The sequence below is a fragment of the Vibrio sp. OPT41 genome (assembly GCF_015163595.1).
In the GTDB taxonomy this organism is placed as follows: Bacteria; Pseudomonadota; Gammaproteobacteria; order Enterobacterales; family Vibrionaceae; genus Vibrio; species Vibrio alginolyticus.
This window is the reverse complement of record NZ_JADDYH010000029.1, coordinates 84,108-107,893: the sequence shown is the minus strand read 5'-3', so window position 1 is coordinate 107,893 and position 23,786 is coordinate 84,108. Positions and strand designations below refer to the sequence as shown.

Genomic DNA, 23,786 nt, shown 5'->3' with positions numbered 1-23,786 from the left:
GAGGTCTTTTTGTATGTATTGTCACACAGCATCGGTAAGTACTTCCTCTTCGCGATACTGAGGTTTCTTTCTTACATAAAGCTTGCGTTGAACCTCTGAAACCACATTCCCCTGTTTATCTTTTACATGAGTAATAAACTCAGGAAAACACTTTTCTCCATTCCGTGTCATTTGATAAATGTTTTCCAGCATCCCTTCAGTGACCTCAAATTCTGCAAACAAATCACTTTGCCCCGGCTTAATAAAGTTAATGCTTGCCTCTTTATCCCACACATAATATTCCTCTCGTAGAATCCCCATCAGCATCAACGAGTAAATAGGATCAGTTAAAGAGAAAATACTGCCGCCATATTGGGTGCGATTGGCATTTTTATTCCACCAGCGAAGCTTTAAACGTACCTTTACAGTACGGAAGTCTTGAGAAATATGTAAGATTTTAATACCCGCCCCCCAAAAAGGAGGCCAAATATTGAGTGCGAACTTTACAATTCCTGGTTTGTATATCTTCGCTAGTCGCCTATTCATCGCTATCTCTGCCCTCTCCAAGCTTAATGTTACATAATTGTAACTGGTCAGAGCTGTAATATAATAGACCTGTTTCTAATTTACAAAAAGATTCTATTAACCCTTTGAAGTTCGTGGTTTAATGTTCCGAACGCTTATCCTATAATGGTAGGAAGATTGAATTCTGTTAAATCGCTGCAGATGATCCAACGGGAAAGTATATGTCAGATAATAATCAGGCGCTGAAGGATGCGGGTTTAAAAGTAACCCTTCCGAGGCTAAAAATTCTAGAAGTACTTCAGCAGCCAGACTGCCAGCACATCAGTGCTGAAGATTTGTACAAAAAGTTGATTGATCTAGGTGAAGAAATTGGCCTAGCAACTGTTTACCGAGTTCTAAACCAGTTCGACGATGCTGGTATTGTAACTCGTCACCACTTTGAAGGTGGAAAGTCAGTCTTCGAATTATCGACTCAACATCACCACGACCACCTAGTGTGCCTAGACTGTGGTGAGGTAATTGAATTTTCTGACGATCTTATTGAAGAACGTCAAAAAGAGATTGCAGCTAAGTACAATGTCACACTAACAAACCACAGCTTATACTTGTACGGCAAGTGTAGCGATGGTGGTTGTAAAGACAATCCAGATGCACACAAACCGAAAAAATAAGGGTTTGTTAATTTAAAAAGTAAACGTCAGCACATGCTGGCGTTTTTTGTTTCTAGAAGTCAGAACCTTAGACGTCAGTACTTTGGTTACAGAACAAAAGCTACTAAACACCCATCTTTTTTCTCCACAGTTTTGCACATCTATATAGCACTCTGTGGGATTAGGTATAAAAAATGCCAGCGTTTGCTGGCATTTTTTCATCGTTCTCAGCATTAATTGAGATTATTGATTCTCAATTTTTGCCCAGGTATCACGTAGACCAACCGTGCGGTTGAATACTAGATTATCTGCTGAAGAGTCTTTCGAGTCTGCACAGAAGTAACCCATACGTTCAAACTGGTAACCTTTTTCTGCTTCTGCGGAAGCTAGGCTAGGCTCGACGAAGCCATTGATCACAACTAATGATTCAGGGTTGATAGTAGAAGCAAAATCTTCCGCTGCGCCTGGGTTTGGCACCGTAAATAAACGATCGTACAGACGAATTTCCGCTGGAAGAGCTTTATCAGCTGACACCCAATGAATAACGCCTTTCACTTTACGACCATCTGCTGGGTTTTTACCTAGCGTATCTGCATCGTAAGAACAGAAGATCGTTGTGATGTTGCCTTCGGCATCTTTTTCAACGCGCTCAGCTTTGATCACGTAAGCACCACGTAAACGAACTTCTTTACCTAGCACTAAACGCTTGTACTTTTTGTTCGCTTCTTCACGGAAGTCTTCACGCTCAATCCACAATTCACGCGTGAATGGCACTTCACGCACGCCCATTTCAGGTTTATTTGGGTGGTTGGCAACTGTCAAGTTTTCTACTGCGCCTGCTTCAAAGTTTTCGATAACAACTTTAACAGGATCCAGTACAGCCATTGCACGCGGAGCGTTCTCGTTTAGGTCATCACGAATACAAGATTCTAATGAACTAAACTCGATCATATTTTCTTGCTTCGTTACACCAATACGCTTACAAAACTCACGAATAGATGCAGGTGTGAAGCCACGACGACGCAGACCTGAGACAGTCGGCATACGTGGATCATCCCAACCATTAACCAGTTTTTCAGTAACTAGCTGGTTAAGCTTACGCTTAGACATCACTGTGTATTCAAGGTTTAAACGACTGAACTCGTATTGATGTGGACGGCTTTCGATCGTGATGTTGTCTAGAACCCAATCGTACAGACGACGGTTATCCATGAATTCAAGCGTACAAATAGAGTGCGTAATGCCTTCTAATGCATCAGAAATACAGTGCGTAAAGTCGTACATTGGGTAAATGCACCACTTATCACCAGTTTGGTGGTGCGTAGCAAAACGCACTCGGTATAAAACTGGATCGCGCATGACCATGAATGAAGAACCCATGTCGATTTTAGCACGAAGACACGCTTTACCTTCTTCAAATTCACCAGCGCGCATTTTTTCAAACAACGCCAAGTTCTCTTCAACAGAACGGTCACGGTATGGACTTGGTTTACCTGGCGCCTTTAGTGTGCCGCGGTATTCACGAATTTGCTCTGGACTTAGCTCATCTACGTACGCTAAGCCTTTGTTAATCAATTCAATTGCATATTCGTAAAGCTTATCGAAGTAGTTTGATGAGTAACATACTTCACCACTCCACTCAAAGCCCAACCAGTTTACATCTTTCTTGATAGACTCAACGTATTCGATGTCTTCTTTTTCAGGGTTTGTATCGTCGAAACGCAGATTACATTGACCCTGGTAGTCCTGAGCAATACCGAAGTTCAAACAGATAGACTTAGCATGACCGATATGCAGGTAGCCATTTGGCTCCGGCGGGAATCGAGTATGCACGCTAGTGTGTTTACCATCCGCTAGATCTTTATCAATGATCTGGCGAATAAAGTTTGATGGACGAGCATCAGCTTCACTCATCTATAGCACCTCAAAAATATTAGTATTGTCAGAGAAAACGGAACCCTGTATCCAAGTATGGTTTCACAGAGTACATTGTTCCTAATGATCCACAATTCTAAGCAATTAGACAACAAGAACTCGCTCTAAAACGACAATATTTATCGAGTTAGCGTGAAAGCAAAGCAGATTCAAAGGGCCTAAACGAAAAAAGGCCTCCTGCGGAGGCCTTTTGCGATGTTGTAGTATCAATTGTTTGCAATACCAATAACAAACAATCACACCACTATTAAACAGTTAAGCTGGTAGCTGAACACCACTTAAGTCTTCATCTTTAGATACATTCTTCATCTCACCAGCAACAATCTCTGCTAGTGGACCAAGGATAACTTGTAGGTTGTTTGTACCTAGCTTCACAACTCCCATAGCTCCAAGATCTTTCAGAGTTTTCTCATTGATAACGCTCATATCTTTCACAGAAAGGCGCAAACGAGTAATACAGGCATCGATAGAACTTAGGTTGTCATGACCGCCAAGTGCTTTCAAGTACTGACGAGCAAGCTCTGAAGAATTGCTTGATCCAGCCACGTTAGATGAAGCTTCTTCATCATCTTCACGTCCCGGTGTTTTAAGGCCAAACTTAACAATCACGGTACGGAACACGAAGTAGTAAACCGCAAAGAAACCAAGACCTTGCACAATGAGCATGTACCAGTTTACCGCTAGCGGGTTACGAGTCGACAATACTAAGTCGACTAAACCAGCAGAGAAACCGAAACCTGCAATCCACTGCATTGATGCCGCGATATAAACTGATAGACCAGTCAGCGCTGCGTGAAGAACGTACAGTCCTGGAGCAAGGAACATGAATGCAAATTCAAGTGGTTCTGTTACACCTGTAAAGAATGAAGCAAACGCAGCCGCAATCATGATAGATGCCACTTTCTCTTTATTCTTTGATTTCGCAGTATGGTACATCGCTAGAGCAGCGCCTGGTAAACCAAACATCATGATTGGGAAGAAGCCCGCTTGGTACATCCCCGTAACACCTACCGTTGCCGTGCCTTCAGCTAATGATTTCGCACCGCCAAGGAAGTTTGGAATGTCATTAATACCAGCAACATCAAACCAGAACACTGAGTTTAGTGCATGGTGCAGACCAACAGGAATTAGAAGACGGTTGAAGAATGCATAAACACCTGCACCTGCTTCACCCATACCTTGAATGCTTTCGCCAAAACTGACCAGACCGCCGTAAACTGATGGCCAAACGTACATCAGGATGAACGCAATAACGATACCAGCAAAAGACGTTAGGATAGGTACAAGACGCTTACCAGAGAAAAACGCCAGTGCTTTGTGCAGCTCTACGTGAGAAAAACGGTTGTACAACTCAGCAGAAACAATACCAACCAAGATACCTACGAACTGGTTATTGATTTTACCAAATGCAGCAGGTACTTCACTTGGGTCAATGCCTTGAATTTGTGATACTGCACCAGGGGCCAAAAGCGTTGTGACAACTAAGAAGCCCACGAAGCCTGAAAGTGCAGCGGCGCCATCTTTGTCTTTAGACATTCCGTAAGCAACACCAACAGCGAACAATACTGACATGTTGTCAATGATCGCTGCACCAGCTTTAATAAGAAATGCAGCAAGTGCACTGTTTGCGCCCCAGCCATTTGGGTCGATCCAGTAGCCAATACCCATGAGTATTGCTGCTGCAGGAAGTGTGGCAACCGGCACCATAAGCGCCTTACCCACCTTCTGGAAGTATCCGAGAATGTTCACCTTAAGTTCCCCCTATAGGATTAGATGTTATGTTGAATGACTTATTTCAGCCGTCCAATTTAGTCATCCTAAGTTTATGATATTAATTTTGCTCCGCAAATTAAAAGCTCACCGTTTGTGATCATAATCACCACAATTTGCCCTTTCGGAAGGTTTTTGCTAGCGAGATCATAAAACTTATTTTATTATACGAAAAAATGGCGTTTTAAAGATAATATTCTCGCACTTTATGCAAGGCAGAATCAGTGTTATTTTGGTATCTAGGCGGGTAAATCACTGTAACTTTGCTCTGAAAAAGAATCATAAAAAACCATACAATTATTACTTTTCAGTTAGTTACTATGACAATAACATCGATAAAACGCGACTTGCTGTATGTGACTCGTTATCTAATTCAGTGATACAAACTAAGTACCCATATGACTGAAGCAGTCTCTACTTAGATAACGATATAGAAATTGAATTCTCATCTATAAGGACTAGCTGACTATGTACGCGCTAAGTAACTGTAAAATTTATACCTGTAGTGATGTTCTTACCGATCATGCGGTCATCATCGAAAACGATCTTATTCAATCTATTGTGCCGGTTTCTGAGCTACCTCAAAGCATCGAACTAAAAGACCTTGCAGGCGCTAATCTAAGTCCAGGCTTTATCGATCTGCAGTTGAACGGTTGTGGCGGTGTAATGCTAAACGATGCAATTACCCCTGAAACCATGCAAATCATGCACCAGGCAAACCTCAAATCTGGCTGTACTAGCTTCCTGCCAACACTCATTACGTCATCTGATGAAGATATGCGAACTGCAATTGCCGCAGCTCGTGAGTACCACAACAAGTATCAAAATCAATCGCTTGGTTTACACCTCGAAGGTCCTTACCTTAACGTCGCGAAAAAAGGCATCCATAACGTCGATTTTATTCGCCCATCAGACGAAAGCATGATCGACCTTATCTGCGCAAACGCCGATATCGTAGCGAAAGTAACGCTAGCACCTGAGCATAACGACCCAGAGCATATTGCGCGATTAAAGGCTGCTGGCATCGTGGTTTCAATTGGCCACACAAATGCAACCTACGCCGAAGCACGTAAAAGCTTTGAAGCAGGCATTACTTTTGCCACACACCTCTTTAATGCAATGACACCAATGGTTGGTCGTGAACCAGGAGTTGTTGGTGCAATTTACGATACTCCTGACGTATACGCTGGCATTATTGCTGATGGTTTTCACGTCGACTACGCAAACATCCGAATTGCTCATAAAATCAAAGGTGAAAAGCTTGTTTTGGTGACGGATGCCACAGCTCCAGCAGGTGCTAACATTGATCACTTTATTTTTGTCGGTAAGAAAGTATATTACCGAGATGGTAAGTGTGTTGATGAAAATGGCACGCTAGGCGGCTCAGCTTTGACAATGATTGAAGCAGTTCAGAATTCAGTTGAGCACGCGGGGATCGCTTTAGACGAAGCTCTACGAATGGCCACGTTATACCCAGCAACAGCAATTGGTGTTGAGGATCGCCTTGGCCGAGTTCGAAAAGGGATGGTTGCAAACCTGACTATTTTCGATCGTGACTTTAAAGTAAAAGCGACGGTTGTTAACGGACAATACGAGCAAAATTAAGCATGAATGGCGGACAGATTGGTAATGTAGATTTAGTAAAACAGCTTAACAGCGCTGCGGTATATAGGCTGATTGATCAGCAAGGTCCTATCTCCCGTATTCAAGTCGCGGACGTGAGTCAACTCGCGCCTGCTAGTGTTACCAAAATAACCCGCCAACTTTTAGAGCGCGGCCTTATTAAGGAGGTCGCCCAACAAGCTTCAACTGGTGGTCGTCGTGCGATCTCTTTGACTACTGAAGTCAAACCTTTTCATTCGATTGCCGTTCGCTTAGGTCGAGATTACGTACAGTTCAGTTTATACGATTTAGGTGGTACCGCGCTGGCAGAAGATCAGCATGAACTGTACTACACTAACCAAGCAGACTTAATCGCAGGGCTTATCGATTTATTAAAAGATTTCGTAAGCCGTTGCGAAGACAAAATTGATCAACTCATCGCTATCGGCATCACTTTACCGGGCCTTGTTAACCCAACAACTGGCGTGGTCGAATACATGCCTAATACCGATATCGATAATCTTGCTCTCGGTGAAATTGTTGGAGAGAAGTTTAATACAGCATGCTTTGTTGGCAACGACGTACGTGGCATGGCGTTGGCTGAGCACTACTTTGGAGCAAGCCAAGACTGCCAGGATTCTATTTTGGTTAGCGTCCACCGCGGTACTGGCGCAGGTATTATCGTTAACGGCCAGGTTTTTCTTGGTTTTAACCGCAACGTCGGTGAAATTGGTCATATCCAAATTGACCCGCTTGGTGAGCAATGCCAATGTGGAAACTTTGGCTGTTTAGAAACCGTAGCTGCAAACCCAGCGATTATTCAACGAGTGAAGCAACTGATTACTCAAGGATACGAATCAAGCTTAACCGACCTTGAAAACATCACAATTGAAGCGGTATGTCAGCACGCAATGAATGGTGATGAACTTGCGAAACAGAGTTTAGTGCGAGTGGGCAACCAGCTAGGTAAAGCGATTGCGATTACGGTTAACTTATTTAATCCACAGAAAATTGTAATTGCTGGCGATATTACTGCAGCACAAGATATTCTTTTCCCTGCAATTCAACGCAACGTAGAGAATCAATCTCTTAAAACTTTCCATAACGACCTCCCTATCGTGGCTTCTCACATTGATAAGCAGCCAACGATGGGCGCATTTGCGATGATTAAACGCGCTATGCTGAACGGAGTTTTGTTACAAAAGTTACTGGAAGACTAAGTTTATACAACCAATTGAGTTACAATCTCGGGCTGTGTTTTCACAGCCCGTTTTTGTATATCAGGAATACAGCTTAACAGTATGGAAATTATTCTAATTACAGCCGCTTTTTTAGCTGGTTTTATTGCGCTTAAATGCAGCCTCCCTCCCCTCGTTGGTTTTCTACTAGCTGGATTTGGCTTGCATGCATTTGGTTACCAAAGCAATGACGTTATCGTCACTCTCGCAGATCTTGGTGTTACTCTTCTTCTGTTTACTATTGGACTCAAACTCGATGTAAAAACCCTGCTGTCCAAAGAAATATGGGGAGGGGCAACCGCCCACAACATACTCTCTACCGCTTTTTTTGCCCTAGCGTTATCCGGCTTAAAACTACTGGGCTTGACTTCGCTAGCCAGTATGGACGGCAGCCAAATCCTGCTTTTAGCTTTTGCACTATCGTTCTCTAGTACCGTTTTTGCCGTAAAAGCATTGCAAGAAAAAGGCGAAATGAACGCGACCTACGGCACACTCGCGATCGGTATTTTGGTTATGCAAGATATTTTTGCCGTAGTATTCCTGACTGCTTCAACCGGAAAAGTCCCAGAATGGTATGCCATCGGTTTGTTCGCACTGCCTTTCCTTCGTCCCCTATTCTATAAGCTGCTCGATAAAGTTGGCCACGGCGAAATGCTGGTGCTATTCGGTATTTTCTTCGCGCTTGTTGTCGGTGCTGGGCTATTCGAGTTGGTCGGGATGAAACCAGACTTGGGCGCGCTAATTTTAGGCATGCTACTCGCAGGTCACCCAAAAGCCTCAGAACTATCCAAGTCATTATTCAATATGAAGGAGCTCTTTTTAGTCTGCTTCTTTTTAAACATTGGTTTATCCGCCTCATTGAGCGTGAATGGCGTCGTTCTCGCCCTGCTATTTATCTTACTGCTACCAATCAAAGGACTCTTGTACTTCGTCACTATTAATCATTTTAAGTTTCGAGTACGTACCTCTTTGCTCGCCTCTTTATCACTATTTAACTACAGTGAGTTTGGTCTTATTGTTGCTGGATTGGCCTATAAAATGGGCTGGATGCCAAGTGATATGCTTGCTGCGATTGCGGTTGCGGTGTCGGTATCCTTTGTAATTTCCGCGCCACTTAACCGCCTTAGCCATAAAATTTATCAACATTCAGGTAAGTGGCTGCAAGAGACAGCGGTAGAAAAGCTCAATCAACGCGACCAACTCATCAACCCAGGTCATGCCCAAGTATTGATCTTAGGTATGGGGCGTATTGGAACGGGCGCTTATGATGAGCTACGCTCACGCTATGGCAAAATTTCATTGGGTATAGAAATTCGTGAAGACGCTGCACATCATCATCGTTCAGAAGGAAGAAATGTGATTTCTGGTGATGCCACCGACCCGGATTTCTGGGAGCGAATTTTAGATACAGGTCATGTAAAACTGGTTCTGCTTGCAATGCCACATCATCAAGGTAACCAAACAGCACTTGAGCAGCTTAAACGCAGAAAATATAAGGGGCAAATTGCCGCTATCGCCGAATACCCAGATCAATTGGAAGGCTTACTTGAAAATGGCGTTGACGCAGCATTCAATATATATAGTGAAGCTGGTAGCGGTTTTGCTCGACACGTCTGTAAACAACTTCAGCCTAAATTCACACCAATTAAATAAGCAACAGCACTGATATTTTTTGAAAGGCTTTCTATTGATAGAAAGCCTTTTTTGTATAGTTTTTATACCAAACCTTGATCTCATTCACCAAAACAACGATTGAGTTAAATATTTTCCATACAACAAGGCCTTTTATCATTTTTTTAATCACAAAACGTTGCTTTTTTTATTAGTAATGGCAAATTTAAACCATACCGATTAGAAATTGTTTAGTTTAGTAAGGATGTAGTATGTGTTCAGTATTTGGCATTTTAGACATTAAAAGCGATGCAGCCGCATTGCGCCCTATCGCATTAGAGATGTCGAAAAAACTTCGTCACCGTGGCCCAGACTGGTCTGGGATTTACTCTTCAGAGCGTGCTATTTTAGCGCACGAGCGCTTGGCGATTGTTGGTCTAAATAGTGGTGCACAGCCGCTATACAGCCCTGATAAGAAGCTCATCCTTGCCGTCAATGGTGAAATCTACAACCATAAAGAAATTCGTGCTCGTTACGAAGGAAAGTACGAATTTCAAACCGATTCAGACTGTGAAGTCATTCTTGCACTTTACCAAGATATGGGTGCAGATCTCCTTGAAGAACTAAACGGTATTTTCGCTTTTGTGCTCTACGACGAAGAAAAAGATGAGTATTTAGTCGGCCGTGACCATATTGGTATTATCCCTCTTTATCAAGGTCACGATGAGCATGGTAACTACTATGTGGCATCAGAGATGAAGGCTCTTGTTCCAGTATGTAAAACAGTAAGTGAATTCCCTCCTGGTAGCTACTACAGCTCTAAAGATACTGAGCCAACACGTTACTATGTTCGTGACTGGAACGAGTACGCAGCAGTACAAGGTAACAGCACTAGCAAAGAAGAATTGACTGAAGCGCTAGAAGCGGCTGTTAAACGCCAACTAATGACTGACGTGCCTTACGGTGTACTTCTTTCAGGCGGTCTAGATTCTTCTATTACATCTGCGGTAGCAAAACGCTTTGCAGCGATGCGTATTGAAGATGATGAAAAGTCTGAAGCTTGGTGGCCTCAACTGCACTCTTTTGCTGTTGGCCTAGAAGGCGCGCCTGACCTGAAAGCAGCTCGCGAAGTTGCCGACCAAATTGGTACCGTTCACCACGAAATGACGTACACGATTCAAGAAGGTTTGGACGCGATTCGTGACGTGATTTACCACATTGAAACGTATGACGTGACGACTATCCGCGCATCAACACCTATGTTCTTAATGGGTCGTAAGATCAAAGCGATGGGTATCAAGATGGTATTGTCTGGTGAGGGCGCTGACGAAATCTTTGGTGGCTACCTTTACTTCCACAAGGCGCCAAACGCGAAAGAGTTCCACGAGGAGACAGTGCGTAAACTGCTTGCTCTGAACATGTTCGACTGTGCTCGTGCTAACAAGTCGCTGGCAGCATGGGGAGTTGAAGGACGCGTACCTTTCCTAGATAAAGAGTTCATAGATGTAGCAATGCGCTTGAACCCAGCAGACAAGATGTGTGGCAACGGTAAAATGGAGAAACACATCCTTCGTGAGTGCTTCGAGCACTACCTGCCAGAATCGATCGCATGGCGTCAAAAAGAGCAATTCTCTGATGGCGTTGGCTACAGCTGGATCGATACGCTGAAAGAAGTCGCGGAACAGAAAGTGACAGACCAGCAGATGGAAACAGCTCAATATCGATTCCCATACAACACGCCAACGACAAAAGAAGGCTACGTGTACCGTGAAATCTTTGAAGAGTTATTCCCACTTCCATCAGCAGCAGAGTGTGTACCAGGAGGCCCTTCAGTAGCGTGTTCTTCAGCGAAGGCGATTGAATGGGATGAATCGTTCCAAAACTGTGTTGACCCATCAGGTCGTGCAGTACAGACCGTTCACAACGACTCATACTAATTCTCTACGATAAAGATAAGGGTCGGTTCGTCCAACCCTTTTAAAACAGACAGAAAATTAGATACGATCAAAAAGAGGTGCTTTTGCACCTCTTTTTATGTTTGATGGAATTAGGCTATTTTAAATCTAAATCACTATTGTCTATGCTGACAGGCACACGCTTGGTGATCATCTGAACTAGCATAATTGAGCGTTTCTCACCATCTTGTTCTTGGAAGATGGCATCTATGCCCGCAAATTGACCGCTTTTAACTCTAATTTGATCGCCTGGTTTTGGCATACATTCAGAAACGGTATTGTCATTACAACACTTTTCTAGCTGCATCAATTCGAAGACCAAGTCACCTTGAACTTCTTTCGGTTGAGCACCAAAACGCACAAAGTCAACAACACCTCGAGTAGAGCGGACTGAGGTGAAGTTTGGCCCTTGCTCATAATCAAAGTAAGCGAATACGTAACAAGGAAACAGCGGTTCCTCGACTTTTTGTCTTTTACCGCGCAAAATCTTCTCAACTTCTACAGTTGGATAAAAGCACTCTACACCTTGATTTTCAAGGTGTTGTTTCGCCCTAACCTGCTCCCCACGTTTACAATAAAGTAGATACCAACGTTTCATCTTTTTACTAGCCAATTCTATTTTGTTTTTATCCTAGCATTAAGCCAAAGTTGAGTCATTGATATTCAGTTTATCTATAAAAGTATGATTATACATCGCTCGCATTAACGACATTTTTCAGTAACTTACGATAAAGAAGTCCATAGGCAAAAATGGAAATTAAGTTTGTAACACAACCAATACACCATCATATAATCTGCAAATCCAATCAAAAACAGCCACTTAACAAACAAAAATAGTTGAATGGCAAAATTTTATTATTTGTCACTCGTTGAATTGCATTGTATACGTAGAAGTCGTTAAAAAATGTAATAACTATTATTAGAAGAGCTTATGTCAAACCAACATCAATATTTTGGTCATCCACGTGGCCTGTTCTTATTGTTCGGTACAGAACTGTGGGAACGCTTTTCTTACTACGCAATGCGTGCCATTCTCGTGCTTTACCTTACTGATACAACAATGAATGGCGGCCTTGGCTGGTCAACCAAAGACGCATTAGACCTATACGGCATATACACAGGGCTTGTGTATATCACGCCTCTTATCGGTGGTTACCTAGCAGATAACTATTTAGGTCAACGTCGCTCAATTTTGCTTGGTGGCGCGTTAATGGCCATCGGCCAGTTTACTCTTGCACTTCCTGCTGATGCTTTAGGTATTGGTTCGCTACACAGTTTCTATTTAGGTCTTGGCCTACTTATCACTGGTAACGGTCTCTTTAAGCCAAATATCTCAACCATGGTTGGCGACCTTTATCAAGAAGGTGACAACCGTCGTGACGGCGCATTCACTATCTTTTATATGGGTATCAACTTAGGTGCATTACTTGCCGGCGTCGTTTCTGGCTCTGTGACAACCTCTTACGGTTGGAAAGCTGGCTTTGTTGCCGCTGGTGTGGGTATGCTGGTTAGCCTAGTGATGCAAATGGTACTGGCTCAATCATGGCTTGGTGATATTGGCCGCGAACCAGCGGCGAAACGAGATCTAAATAACAAAAACGCCACCACGAAGCAGCCACTCACCAAAGAAGAAGTGAATCGACTAAAAGTAATTCTGGTCATGAGCTTATTCACTATTGTCTTCTGGGCAGGCTTTGAACAAGCTGGTGGCCTGATGAACATCTACACTCAACAATATACTGATCGCATGATTGGTGGTTTCGAAGTTCCTGCTGCGTGGTTCCAATCACTAAACCCATTTTTCATTATTACTCTAGCGCCAGTTCTGGCTGTCCTTTGGGTAAAATTGGGTAAACGTGAACCTACTTCGCCAGTGAAATTTGCGATGGCACTATTTTTCTTGGCGATTGGTTTCCTTTGTATGGTTGGCGCAGTGCTAGAAAAAGGTGGAGATACAACAGTAAAAACATCGATGTTATGGTTGGTCGGCGCTTTCTTCTTCCACACATTAGGCGAGCTGTGTTTATCTCCAATTGGTCTTTCATTGGTGACTAAATTAGCACCGCTTCGCTTAGCTTCACTTATGATGGGTGCATGGTTTGGCTGTAATGCGATTGCTAACTATGTTGCGGGCTATGTGGGTTCTCACGTAGGCGAGTTAGGCGCTATGGCTATCTTTAGTGGTATTGCGGTCAGCGCAACCGTAAGTGGCGTAATCTTGCTCCTGTTCTCTAATACACTCGTTCGCTGGATGCATGGCGCTGAAAATACGCACAGCACGGCAGAGCAAGTAGAAGAGCAGCAAGTACAAGTCGCTTGATCGCTCAACTAAACGTAGAAAGGGTCGCTATTGCGACCCTTTTTTGTATCTAAAGTTTAGATTTAACTAACTCAACCATCATCTCGATATGAAGTTCACTATCGTTCAAACAAGGGATGTAGGTAAAGTTTTCACCACCTGCTTCAAGGAAAATCTCTTTACACTCTTCCGAGATCTCTTCCAACGTCTCTAAACAATCTGAAGAAAATGCAGGGGTCACAACATTAATATTTTTCACACCCTTTGCAGGAAGTGCCTCTAGGGTCTTATCGGTATAAGGTTGAAGCCACTCTTCTCTCCCAAATCGGGACTGATACGTCATGCCAATTTGTTGTTCACTTAAACCTAACGCTTCCCCAAGCAAGCGAGTCGTCTCTTCACAATGCTGTGGGTAAACATCACCATTGTCAGCATAGCGTTTTGGAATACCATGATAAGAACACAGCAGGTAATCTCCCTGACCATTCTTTTGCCAATGTTCACGAACTGAATGCGCTAACGCTTCAATATATTTCGGGTGATTGTAATAATCACGAATAAAGCTAAAGCTTGGCATCACAGGCAGGTTTTTAAATGCTTTAGTGATTCCGTCAGAAACCGCTGCCGTTGTTGTTCCCGAGTATTGCGGATACAACGGTAAAACAATGACTTCATCAACGCCTTGCGCCAATAGGGCTTCAAAGCCTGATTGTAAACTTGGGTTACCATACGTCATACCAAGCTCTACAGGTATATCAAGCTTTTGTGCTAACTTTTCAGTTTGGCGTTTAGAGTACACCATCAACGGCGAGCCCTCTTCCATCCATACTGATTGATAGAGTTTGGCAACTTTAGGAGCTCGGATAGGAAGGATAACGCCGTGCAATAGTGGACACCAAAGCCATCGAGTCATGTCTACCACTCGGTGATCATGAAGAAACTGACTTAAAAAACGCTTTACGGCAGGAGCGGTTGGTGCGTCAGGAGTTCCCAGGTTAACTAGGAGTACACCCTGTTTATTATTCTCTTTCATAACATCCTATTCATGGTAAACGGCTTGGTTCATATATTTAAGTAACCTCGAAGTAACGAATAGCCGAGCTGAAGTTAATTAGATATATGTTTACGAGTAAACTAAAAAAAGCGACCACTTGGGCCGCTTTCAATATATCAAAATATTAAATTTTTGACTTCAGCAAATTAAGATAGTGCTTTCTCGATATCCGCACTAACTTCAGCTACTTGCTTAGTACCATCAAACTTAAGATACTTAGTCTTGCCTGCTTCAGCTTCTTTGCCGTAGTAGTTGATTAGCGGTGCAGTTTGCTCGTGGTAAACACCTAGACGAGCACGTACTGTTTCTTCTTTGTCATCATCACGAACAACAAGATCTTCACCAGTTACATCATCTTTACCTTCCACTTTAGGCGGGTTGTAAACCACGTGGTAAGTACGACCAGAAGGAAGGTGAGCACGACGACCAGCCATACGCTCAACAATCACATCGTCTGCAACGTCAAATTCGATAACGTAGTCTACGTCTACGCCCATTTCTTTTAGGCCGTCAGCTTGAGGGATAGTACGTGGGAAACCATCTAGTAGGAAACCGTTTGCACAGTCTTCTTGAGCGATGCGCTCTTTGATAAGACCAAGGATGATTTCATCAGAAACTAGCTGACCAGCGTCAATAACAGCTTTAGCTTGTTTACCAAGCTCTGTACCTGCTTTGATAGCAGCACGAAGCATATCACCAGTAGAGATTTGTGGAATACCGTATTTTTCCATGATGAAGTTTGCTTGTGTGCCTTTACCTGCACCTGGAGCACCTAGAAGAATGATGCGCATGATTTATCCTCTTTAATATTTAAGATTTATACCGAAGCTCACAATAGCTGACCTCTTAGACATCAAACCTGAGAAGCACCTGCAACGATAAGTTTCGGTATAACGTATATAGGCGAGCAAAAATACACGCCTTATTACTCACATTCAAGTCGCAGATTCTATCACAGGTTCTCTGAGCAAAGAGTGTATTAAGACTAAAGAATGTTAACAGTACCCTCTTTCACGCCCTATTGATTATTAACTCAGCACTTGAGATGCAAAATTTTGCGACAACAAACAAAAAGCTCGCGAAATGCGAGCTTTTTGATTTGCAGAGGTTATTACACCTTAGTCAAAAGTTGATTAACGGCTCCTAAGAACTCTGTTGGATCCTCAATAGAGCCTCGCTCCGCTAGCATTGCCTGACCAAGCAGAACTTCAACCCAGCGACCAAACGCTTCTTCATCGGCTTCGTCAGCCATACGCTTAACCAATTCGTGCTCAGGGTTTAGCTCAAAGATGTATTTCACTTCCGGTACAGCTTGACCAGCTGCCGCAAGAAGCTTCGCCATTTGAGTGCCCATTTCGTAATCGTCCGTTACCACAACAGCAGGCGTGGATGCGAGTTTGAAGGTCGTACGAACTTCTTTCACACGATCGCCTAGGTAAGACTTCGTGCGCTCTACAACCGACTTAAACTCTTCTTCGGTTTCTTTTTGCTTCTCTTTTTCTGCTTCATCTTCAAACTGACTTAGATCAAGCCCAGCCTTAGTGATTGACTGGAACTGTTTACCATCAAACTCAGTTAAGTAGTTCATCAGCCACTCATCAATGCGGTCGTACATCAAGATAACTTCAATGCCTTTCGCTTTGAACAGTTCTAAGTGAGGGCTGTTTTTCGCAGCTGCATAGCTGTCTGCCGTCAAGTAGTAGATCTTATCTTGACCTTCTTTCATGCGCTCAACGTAAGACGCCAAGCCCACAGTTTGCTCAGAAGAATCCACTTCAGTTGAAGCAAAGCGCAATAAACCTGCAACTTTCTCTTTGTTTGCAAAGTCCTCCGCAGGGCCCTCTTTCATCACAAGACCAAACTCTTTCCAGAATGATTGGTATTTATCTTCGTCATTCTTGGCCATGCGCTCGAGCATCGTTAGCACGCGCTTAGTACAAGCATTACGTAGAGACTGAGTCACTTTATTGTCTTGTAAAATCTCACGCGATACGTTTAGCGGTAAATCGTTTGAGTCTATTAAACCACGTACGAAGCGTAAGTATGACGGCATAAATTGCTCTGCATCGTCCATAATGAATACGCGCTGTACGTACAGTTTCAAGCCTGATTTGTGGTCGCGGTTCATCATATCCCAAGGTGCTTTCGATGGGATGTATAGTAAGCTCGTGTAGTCGTTTTTACCTTCTACACGGTTATGACTCCAGACCAAGGGATCGGCAAAGTCATGTGATACGTGTTTGTAGAACTCTTGATACTCTTCTTCTGAAATATCAGATTTGTTACGCGTCCACAGTGCTTGGGCTTTGTTGATTTGCTCCCACTTCTTCTCATCTGTTTCCTTGCCTTCGTCATCACGAACGACAGTTTGGATTGAAACAGGAATGCCGATGTGATCAGAGTACTTACTGATAACGTCACGTAGACGCCACTCATTCAAAAACTCTTTACCCTCTTCACGCATATGAAGAATGATGTCGGTACCACGTGACTCTTTGGTAATGTTTTCGATGGTGTACTCACCTTCACCCGCTGAGTGCCATTGTACCGCTTCATCAGCGGCTAGACCCGCAGCGCGAGTGCGCACGGTAACGGCGTCAGCAACGATAAATGCCGAGTAGAAACCAACACCAAACTGACCAATAAGCTGAGAGTCTTTGCTCTGCTCTTCAGATAGCTTTGAGAAAAACTCAGCTGTACCAGATTTTGCGATTGTTCCTAAGTGCTCAATCACATCATCACGGCTCATACCGATACCGTTATCAGAAATGGTTAAGGTATTTGCGCTTTCATCAAACGACAGTTTCACGCAAAGGTCTGCATTACCTTCGTATAGATCTGGGTTAGATAACGCCTGAAAGCGCAGTTTGTCTGATGCATCTGATGCGTTAGAGATCAGCTCGCGCAAAAAGATCTCTTTATTTGAATAAAGAGAATGGATCATTAAATGCAGTAGTTGTTTTACTTCTGATTGAAAACCACGAGTTTCTTTATTTTGAGATACGGTTTCGCTCATGTGTGCTCCATAACATCTAAACTAATTGGCTTTTTCATAGGGACAAGTTTGTGACTTTCCCCTTGAAATCACCTTACCGAGATGTCATTTAACATGTGGCTGACAAATGTAAATTCAAGGTCAATATTGCTAAAAACGGTGTTTTTTTAGAAAATTTTAATTATCCTACCCGTCTAAAAGCATCTAAAATGTCGTGCGCACTCCAAGCGCCCCGGTAATTTTGTGACATAAATCACCATAATTACAACATCATCCATCTAAGAAGAACTAAATGACTAACATTGGCACCAAATTTCTACTTGCTCAAAGGTTCACCTTTGATCCAAATAGTAATTCGCTCGCTGACCAACAAAACGGCAACGACGTTGTACGATTAGGAAGCAACGAAAGCCGTATACTTCTGATGTTGGCAGAGAGACCAAACGAAGTTTTAACCCGTAACGAGCTTCACGAGTTTGTTTGGCGTGAGCAAGGTTTTGAGGTGGATGACTCAAGCCTGACTCAAGCGATTTCTACTCTGCGTAAGATGTTGAAGGATTCAACAAAATCTCCAGAGTTTGTTAAAACGGTACCTAAACGTGGCTACCAACTCATTTGTTCAGTGGAACGCTTGAGCCCATTTTCTACTGACTCTAACACTGACGCTGAAGAAACCTCTTCTGAACAAGAAGCGCCAGCAGTGGAGTTAGAAGCGAGCGATATGCTACCGACAGAGGTAGTGACCGATACTACTGCTGATATTGAGCCTCAAGTAGAGCCAACTAAAACTCAGCCGAAGCCAGCATCTAACACGATTAACTGGCTACCGCGTGTCATTATCTTTTTGTCTCTGCTGCTTCCTGTTTGCGTATTGTTATTCACGAACCCTGCGGAATCCCAATTCCGTCAAATTGGTGAGTATCAAAATGTACCAGTGATGACACCTGTAAATCACCCTCAAATCAACAACTGGTTGCCTTCAATAGAGCAATGCATTGAGCGCTACGTGAAGCACCATGCAGAAGACTCGTTGCCAGTGGAAGTGATTGCCACTGGTGGACAAAATAACCAGCTGATTCTGAACTACATTCATGACAGTAACCACTCTTACGAGAACGTAACACTGCGTATTTTCGCAGGTCAAAACGATCCAACAGACATCTGCAAATAAAGGAGGCCAATATGAAGATTAAATTAGCATCTGCGGTTTTGGCCGTATCCGTTCTTTTCAGTAGTTGGTTGTATTGGGGAAGTGACCTAAAAGTGGAGCAGCTCCTCACAGCAAACGAATGGCAGTCGACCATGGTGACAGTCATTACAGACAGCTTGCCTGACGATACTGTCGGCCCACTACGCCGAGTTAATGTTGAATCAAACGTGAAATATCTCCCTAATGGTGACTATATTCGCGTAGCAAATATCAAACTATTCGCTCAAGGTTCAACCGCAGAATCAACGATAAATATCTCGGAAAAAGGCCGCTGGGAAGTAAGTGACAACTATTTGTTGGTCTCGCCTTCGGAGTTTAAAGATATTTCATCTTCTCAATCAAAAGACTTTTCCGAAGCACAGCTACGTTTGATTACTCAAATTTTTAAGCTAGATGCGGAGCAAAGTCGTCGTATTGACGTCGTGAACGAAAAAACACTATTGCTCACTAGCTTGAACCACGGTTCTTCGGTACTGTTTAAAAACTAATTTTGATTGGATGATAAGGGGGCAAGACGCCCCCTTTGTTTTGCTTATGGATTGGCTAGATACCCTTACCCTTTTTTTCGGTTCACTAATCGCCAACACGCTGGCTTCACTTTCTGGTGGCGGAGCAGGCTTGCTTCAATTCCCTTTACTCATCTTTCTCGGCTTACCGTTCTCCGTTGCGCTAGGCACACATAAGGTGGCTTCGGTTGCTTTAGGCTTAGGCGCAGCAAGCACGCATTTAAGATCAGGCACTATTAAATGGAAAGTCGCGCTCTACCTTATCTTGTCCGGTAGTATTGGCGTGATTTTAGGGGCTAACTTAATTGTACAGATCCCTGATGGTATCGCGGAAAAGATGCTCGGCACGATGATCCTAGCGCTAGGTATCTACTCGCGATTTAAGACATCGCTAGGCCAAGCTGAAGTAATACGTAACCGTCATCCTATCGGTTGGGTTATTGGTGGAATTGGCTTACTGTTTATCGGCATCATTAACGGATCTCTTACCGCAGGTTCTGGTTTGCTCGTGACACTATTTTTGGTGCGCTGGTTTGGTTACGACTACAAACAAGCCGTTGCTTACACCATGATTTGTGTCGGCCTGTTTTGGAATGGCATTGGAGGCATTGCCGTCGTACAGGCAGGGGCGCCTATTCACTGGGCTTGGTTACCTGTTTTATTGTTAAGCTCTTTTCTAGGCGGCAGTTTAGGCGCATGGGCCGCGACTCGATACAGTAACAGAGTGATTAAAGTTGCATTCGAAATTCTCACGTTTGCGGTGGGCATCAAGTTGCTGGTTTAAAAAGATTAAAAGGAAAGTTTCATGGATAAAGCAATCATTGATATTTATTACTGCCGCCAGTGCAACTGGATGTTGCGTTCAACTTGGCTATCGCAAGAATTACTGCATACTTTTAGCGAAGAAATAGAAACAATCAGCTTACACCCGGACACAGGTGGTCGCTTCGAAATTTTCTGTAATGGCCAGCAAATTTGGGAACGGAAAAAAGACAGCGGCTTTCCTGAAGCCAAGGTGCTAAAACAGCGCGTTAGAGACATTATCGACCCAGAACGCGATTTAGGACATTCAGACACAAAATAGGGAGCAATTCGCTCCCTATTTTTTTACTTAGTAAAACCGTTAAATCATGGTTTGTGCTAATACTTCGCCTTCTGGCGTTTTTACCGTTAGCTTATTGTCTTCTAGAGTACCAAAGCTTCTCGGTAAGCCATTACGTGGGAATGTCATCGAGCCTGGGTTGAATATAATGGCTCCATCTTGCATCTCTGCGACGGGAACATGTGTATGCCCGTGGGCGATGATATCACCTTCGCGCAGTGGCGGCCGTTTTTCAGAGTTGTACAAGTGACCATGAGTCAAAAAGATTCTCTTGCCAGATTCAAGTAGCACCCATGAGTAATCCATCATCATTGGAAACTTCAATAGCATTTGGTCCACTTCACTATCACAGTTGCCACGTACAGAAATAATTTGATCACTGTATTGGTTCAATAAGTCTGCTACCTGTGGAGGGTTGTAGCCTTCCGGAATAGGGTTTCGCGGCCCATGGTTTAGCGTATCTCCTAGCAAAATCATGTGGTGCGCACCAGAGGCCAGAAATAGCTCAATGGTTTCTTTAGTTGCTGGCAAAGAGCCATGCAGGTCTGAGGCAAAAAATAGTTTCACGACATTGTCTCCTCAAAAAGTATGAGGTCATTCTACGGCATTTTTTTAGCAGCTCAACCTACGACGGTTTGAATACTACTGATAGCGCAATGATTCAATGACCATAGGCAAAACATAGAACCATGCTGCATACGCTGTTCCAACCAACACCAGTATCCAAAACACCATCGACATAAATTTTGATTTGGCTAGATGGTGCAGCGGATCGGGCTCTCCGCATCCTGGACATGCATGAGCGCGTTTTGAGATTTGTTTCTCACACACGGGGCAAGAGACTAAAGGCATGATACAGATTCCTCGACATTAGGCTTAGGGCGCAAAGAATAATGGTGAATTAACACATATGCAACCTAACATATATTAAATATTTTAGTTCTTTGTAACAGTCGCTGACTTGAGAAAAAATTCGTTGATTTTTCATTTATATCAACCTATTACACTTCTTCTCGCACCATACCGTTGATGACAATATTGTTATAACTCACCATCCCAATGACCTCGCCACTTTCAATGACCGGCGCTCTGCTTATGCCAAATCGCTCAAACAAACGTGCACAATATTTTACGTTCATATCTGGTTCGACACACAAAGCGGGCTTGGTCATGATTTCATAAATATTTGTGCGCTGAGGAGAACGATTATTCGCCAGCACCTTTTTGGCGATATCATTCATCAACACGATGCCATATTCATCATTATCATCTCGCTTTTTCACCACCAGCGCTTTGACTTGGTATTTTTTCGCTAGCGTTATGCCTTCGTATACGGTCATCAGTCCATCAACCATTACATACGTTGCCGCCATAACATCTCGAACTCTAATTATCGTTTGATCACTCATAATTCATCCTCGACTACTTTGGTCAATGTCTCGACTTGATGCGCGACACCGACTGCATCTTCAATATCGATCTGAACAGCAATCCCCTGTCCCGACTCTCTGTCAAATTCACCAACCTCATTAATGGTCTCTAATATGTGTCGAGATAGATGTTCCTCGACCACAAACAGCAGCACATCTTTTTGCACTTCTAGCGTTAAACCAAAAAACGTTCGCTTTTGATTTAAACCTTGCCCGCGAGCATTGTTAATCACTGTTGCACCGGTCGCACCAGCATCGCGTGCAGCGTCCAACACCTTGTCTGTTTTGCTGTCTTCAACAAACGCAAGTATCAATTTAAAGCGCATTTTCTTCTTCCTCCGAGACGTTTTTATTCAGCCACTGGGTTATTTGCGCATAGCCCATCACAGAGATCATAGGAAATAGACTGGCAAACGCGATCAAGCCAAAGCCATCAATCATTGGGTTTCTTCCAGGGACGGTCGAAGCAAGCCCTAACCCTAATGCAGTTACAAGTGGGACAGTGACGGTAGAAGTTGTTACGCCTCCAGAATCGTAGGCGAGTGGAACAATAAGCTTAGGAGCGTAAAACGTTTGAATCACAACGACGATGTAACCCGCGATGATGTAATAATGAATGGGATCGCCCACGACAATCCGGTAACTCCCTAATGCAATACCAATTGCCACCCCAAACGCAACGGCTACGCGCAAGCCGTTAATACTGATACTGCCTCCAGAGACTTGGTTTGCTTTTATCGCTACAGCGATTAAAGAAGGCTCTGCAATCGTGGTACTAAAGCCTATAAAAAAGGCGAAGGTGTAAACCCAATAATAGTCGACCCACATTAAGGCTTTCCCTACCGATACTTTGAACTCTTGTAAAAACTCCGGCGCCGTTAATTGCACAGCCATCGTCTCCCCAAGTGGAAACAACGCCATTTCTAATCCAAGTAAAAAAAGAGCTAGCCCGAAAATCACATAAACGAACCCAAGCAAAACTTTCTTAAGGTTGCTAACAGGACGCCTTAACACGGCTAACTGAAAACCAAAAATAATGCTGGCGATGGGAACGACGTCTCTAACGGTCGATAATAAAGTGTCTAGGAAATGATCAATTGAAATCATGTTACGACCATTCCGTAAACCATCACAAACATCATCGGTAACAGCGAGGCAAAAGCGATTAAACCAAAGCCATCCACCATAGGGTTGCGCCCTTTAATAGAAGACGCTAAACCGACGCCCAGTGCAGTGACCAAAGGTACTGTTATGGTGGACGTTGTTACACCTCCTGAATCGTAAGCGACGCCAATAATGGCTTCAGGTGCAAACCACGTCAGTATTACAACGCCTACATAGCCACCAATTATCATGTAATGAATCGGCCACCCTTTTAAGATACGCAAAACGCCGATAACGATGGCTATCCCCACAGAGAGAGCTACTGTTACTCGAAGTCCTTCTCCGTAATCCTGCATGGACTGCTCTGAGTTAGCGATCATTCCGCCCTCTGCCGCAACTTCTGAGGCTTCTTCCGCTACCGCGGTCAATGCAGGTTCAGCTATCGTGGTGCCAAACCCCAAACAAAACGCAAAGACTAATAACCAAAACACGCTGCCTTTTTTTGCAAAGGCTTGAGCCATACTCTCTCCGATAGGAAAAAGACCAAGTTCTAGGCCAAAGATAAAAAAGGTTAATCCTAAAACGACAAGCAACAAGCCAAAAAGAATGGAGACCAGGTTGGGCAGCGGCTCTTGCAAAACGACTAATTGGAAAAAAGTGATAACAATGATGATGGGTAATAAGTCACGAGCACTATTGAGGAGCGCTCGAAAAAGCGCAACAAATGCTTCCATGCCTATCCTCCTTGATTGTGCAAACTGATTACGCCATTCCAATGAGCGATAACTTCTAGTCTGGCATAGATTTCACTCTTCTACCGT

At 43.5% G+C, this 23,786-nt stretch carries 23 protein-coding genes; 10 read left to right on the top strand and 13 right to left on the bottom strand.

All coding sequences use genetic code 11. The annotated features are described in order from the left end of the window. Window positions 1-21: 21 nt before the first annotated feature. Window positions 22-525: a DUF4442 domain-containing protein gene (locus IQP38_RS13315; protein ID WP_005382144.1), complete on the bottom strand. Its 504-nt coding sequence runs from the start codon at window positions 523-525 to the stop codon at window positions 22-24. A gap of 200 nt (window positions 526-725) precedes the next feature. Here IQP38_RS13315 and fcrX point away from each other — a divergent pair, with 200 nt between their 5' ends. Then, on the top strand, window positions 726-1,175 hold the full coding sequence (fcrX, locus tag IQP38_RS13310; RefSeq protein WP_005382141.1) for a ferric iron uptake transcriptional regulator FcrX: 450 nt from the start codon (window positions 726-728) through the stop codon (window positions 1,173-1,175). A 222-nt stretch (window positions 1,176-1,397) separates the two neighbouring features. Here fcrX and glnS read toward each other — a convergent pair whose 3' ends face one another. Further along, a complete protein-coding gene (gene glnS / locus IQP38_RS13305; protein WP_005382124.1) occupies window positions 1,398-3,068 on the bottom strand; it encodes a glutamine--tRNA ligase in 1,671 nt (556 codons plus the stop codon). Window positions 3,069-3,344: 276 nt separating this feature from the next. Further along, the gene (gene nagE / locus IQP38_RS13300; RefSeq protein ID WP_005384985.1) at window positions 3,345-4,838 is read right to left on the bottom strand and encodes an N-acetylglucosamine-specific PTS transporter subunit IIBC; all 1,494 of its coding nucleotides are present in this window, start codon (window positions 4,836-4,838) and stop codon (window positions 3,345-3,347) included. A gap of 489 nt (window positions 4,839-5,327) precedes the next feature. Between nagE and nagA the strand changes: the two genes are divergently transcribed. The 4 genes from nagA to asnB all read left to right on the top strand — a co-directional run bounded on the left by nagA (window position 5,328) and on the right by asnB (window position 11,247). Next, window positions 5,328-6,464, top strand: coding sequence for an N-acetylglucosamine-6-phosphate deacetylase (nagA, locus tag IQP38_RS13295; RefSeq protein ID WP_193837653.1), 1,137 nt, complete (start codon window positions 5,328-5,330; stop codon window positions 6,462-6,464). A gap of 2 nt (window positions 6,465-6,466) precedes the next feature. Next, complete coding sequence (gene nagC / locus IQP38_RS13290; RefSeq protein WP_042523152.1) at window positions 6,467-7,681, top strand: DNA-binding transcriptional regulator NagC; 1,215 nt, start codon at window positions 6,467-6,469, stop codon at window positions 7,679-7,681. 81 nt (window positions 7,682-7,762) lie between these two features. After that, window positions 7,763-9,352 carry a cation:proton antiporter family protein gene (locus tag IQP38_RS13285; RefSeq protein ID WP_005384981.1) on the top strand — a complete coding sequence of 530 codons (1,590 nt, stop codon included), beginning with the start codon at window positions 7,763-7,765 and terminating at the stop codon, window positions 9,350-9,352. Between the two features lie 230 nt (window positions 9,353-9,582). Beyond that, window positions 9,583-11,247, top strand: coding sequence for an asparagine synthase B (gene asnB, locus IQP38_RS13280; RefSeq protein WP_005384979.1), 1,665 nt, complete (start codon window positions 9,583-9,585; stop codon window positions 11,245-11,247). A gap of 115 nt (window positions 11,248-11,362) precedes the next feature. Here the strand turns inward: asnB and rfaH are convergent, their stop codons facing one another. Then, entirely contained in the window at window positions 11,363-11,863 is a 501-nt protein-coding gene (rfaH, locus tag IQP38_RS13275; protein WP_005382098.1) for a transcription/translation regulatory transformer protein RfaH, read from the bottom strand. A 333-nt stretch (window positions 11,864-12,196) separates the two neighbouring features. On the opposite strand from rfaH, the gene IQP38_RS13270 reads away from it, so the two are divergent. Further along, the gene (locus tag IQP38_RS13270) at window positions 12,197-13,585 is read left to right on the top strand and encodes a peptide MFS transporter (RefSeq protein WP_193837652.1); all 1,389 of its coding nucleotides are present in this window, start codon (window positions 12,197-12,199) and stop codon (window positions 13,583-13,585) included. A gap of 49 nt (window positions 13,586-13,634) precedes the next feature. Here IQP38_RS13270 and hemH read toward each other — a convergent pair whose 3' ends face one another. From hemH to htpG, 3 genes are all read right to left on the bottom strand, one after another. Next, the gene (gene hemH, locus IQP38_RS13265; RefSeq protein ID WP_005382095.1) at window positions 13,635-14,597 is read right to left on the bottom strand and encodes a ferrochelatase; all 963 of its coding nucleotides are present in this window, start codon (window positions 14,595-14,597) and stop codon (window positions 13,635-13,637) included. A gap of 167 nt (window positions 14,598-14,764) precedes the next feature. Then, the gene (adk, locus tag IQP38_RS13260) at window positions 14,765-15,409 is read right to left on the bottom strand and encodes an adenylate kinase (RefSeq protein ID WP_005382094.1); all 645 of its coding nucleotides are present in this window, start codon (window positions 15,407-15,409) and stop codon (window positions 14,765-14,767) included. 320 nt (window positions 15,410-15,729) lie between these two features. Further along, window positions 15,730-17,634, bottom strand: a complete 1,905-nt coding sequence (gene htpG, locus IQP38_RS13255) for a molecular chaperone HtpG (protein ID WP_017634818.1) — start codon at window positions 17,632-17,634, stop codon at window positions 15,730-15,732. A gap of 271 nt (window positions 17,635-17,905) precedes the next feature. On the opposite strand from htpG, the gene IQP38_RS13250 reads away from it, so the two are divergent. From IQP38_RS13250 to IQP38_RS13235, 4 genes are read left to right on the top strand one after another with little or no spacing between them, the layout of a single operon-like run. Continuing rightward, window positions 17,906-18,784 carry a transcriptional regulator gene (locus tag IQP38_RS13250; RefSeq protein ID WP_005389626.1) on the top strand — a complete coding sequence of 293 codons (879 nt, stop codon included), beginning with the start codon at window positions 17,906-17,908 and terminating at the stop codon, window positions 18,782-18,784. A gap of 11 nt (window positions 18,785-18,795) precedes the next feature. Further along, window positions 18,796-19,311, top strand: coding sequence for a transmembrane regulator ToxS (toxS, locus tag IQP38_RS13245; protein ID WP_005382091.1), 516 nt, complete (start codon window positions 18,796-18,798; stop codon window positions 19,309-19,311). Window positions 19,312-19,357: 46 nt separating this feature from the next. Continuing rightward, window positions 19,358-20,113: a sulfite exporter TauE/SafE family protein gene (locus IQP38_RS13240; RefSeq protein WP_033906922.1), complete on the top strand. Its 756-nt coding sequence runs from the start codon at window positions 19,358-19,360 to the stop codon at window positions 20,111-20,113. A gap of 21 nt (window positions 20,114-20,134) precedes the next feature. Next, window positions 20,135-20,413 carry a SelT/SelW/SelH family protein gene (locus tag IQP38_RS13235; RefSeq protein WP_005382088.1) on the top strand — a complete coding sequence of 93 codons (279 nt, stop codon included), beginning with the start codon at window positions 20,135-20,137 and terminating at the stop codon, window positions 20,411-20,413. A 39-nt stretch (window positions 20,414-20,452) separates the two neighbouring features. Here the strand turns inward: IQP38_RS13235 and yfcE are convergent, their stop codons facing one another. From yfcE to IQP38_RS13210, 6 genes are all read right to left on the bottom strand, one after another. Then, window positions 20,453-20,998: a phosphodiesterase gene (yfcE, locus tag IQP38_RS13230; RefSeq protein ID WP_138939153.1), complete on the bottom strand. Its 546-nt coding sequence runs from the start codon at window positions 20,996-20,998 to the stop codon at window positions 20,453-20,455. A 75-nt stretch (window positions 20,999-21,073) separates the two neighbouring features. Continuing rightward, the gene (locus tag IQP38_RS26425; RefSeq protein ID WP_005382086.1) at window positions 21,074-21,283 is read right to left on the bottom strand and encodes a hypothetical protein; all 210 of its coding nucleotides are present in this window, start codon (window positions 21,281-21,283) and stop codon (window positions 21,074-21,076) included. A gap of 149 nt (window positions 21,284-21,432) precedes the next feature. Then, on the bottom strand, window positions 21,433-21,840 hold the full coding sequence (locus tag IQP38_RS13225; RefSeq protein WP_005382085.1) for a CBS domain-containing protein: 408 nt from the start codon (window positions 21,838-21,840) through the stop codon (window positions 21,433-21,435). Next, complete coding sequence (locus IQP38_RS13220) at window positions 21,837-22,187, bottom strand: P-II family nitrogen regulator (RefSeq protein WP_054578025.1); 351 nt, start codon at window positions 22,185-22,187, stop codon at window positions 21,837-21,839. The genes IQP38_RS13225 and IQP38_RS13220 overlap by 4 nt, the downstream gene beginning before the upstream one ends. Then, the gene (locus IQP38_RS13215; protein ID WP_005382078.1) at window positions 22,177-22,968 is read right to left on the bottom strand and encodes a DUF1538 domain-containing protein; all 792 of its coding nucleotides are present in this window, start codon (window positions 22,966-22,968) and stop codon (window positions 22,177-22,179) included. The genes IQP38_RS13220 and IQP38_RS13215 overlap by 11 nt, the downstream gene beginning before the upstream one ends. Then, window positions 22,965-23,699: a DUF1538 domain-containing protein gene (locus IQP38_RS13210; protein WP_005382077.1), complete on the bottom strand. Its 735-nt coding sequence runs from the start codon at window positions 23,697-23,699 to the stop codon at window positions 22,965-22,967. Before IQP38_RS13210 ends, IQP38_RS13215 begins: the two co-directional genes overlap by 4 nt. Between the last annotated feature and the right edge of the window lie 87 nt (window positions 23,700-23,786).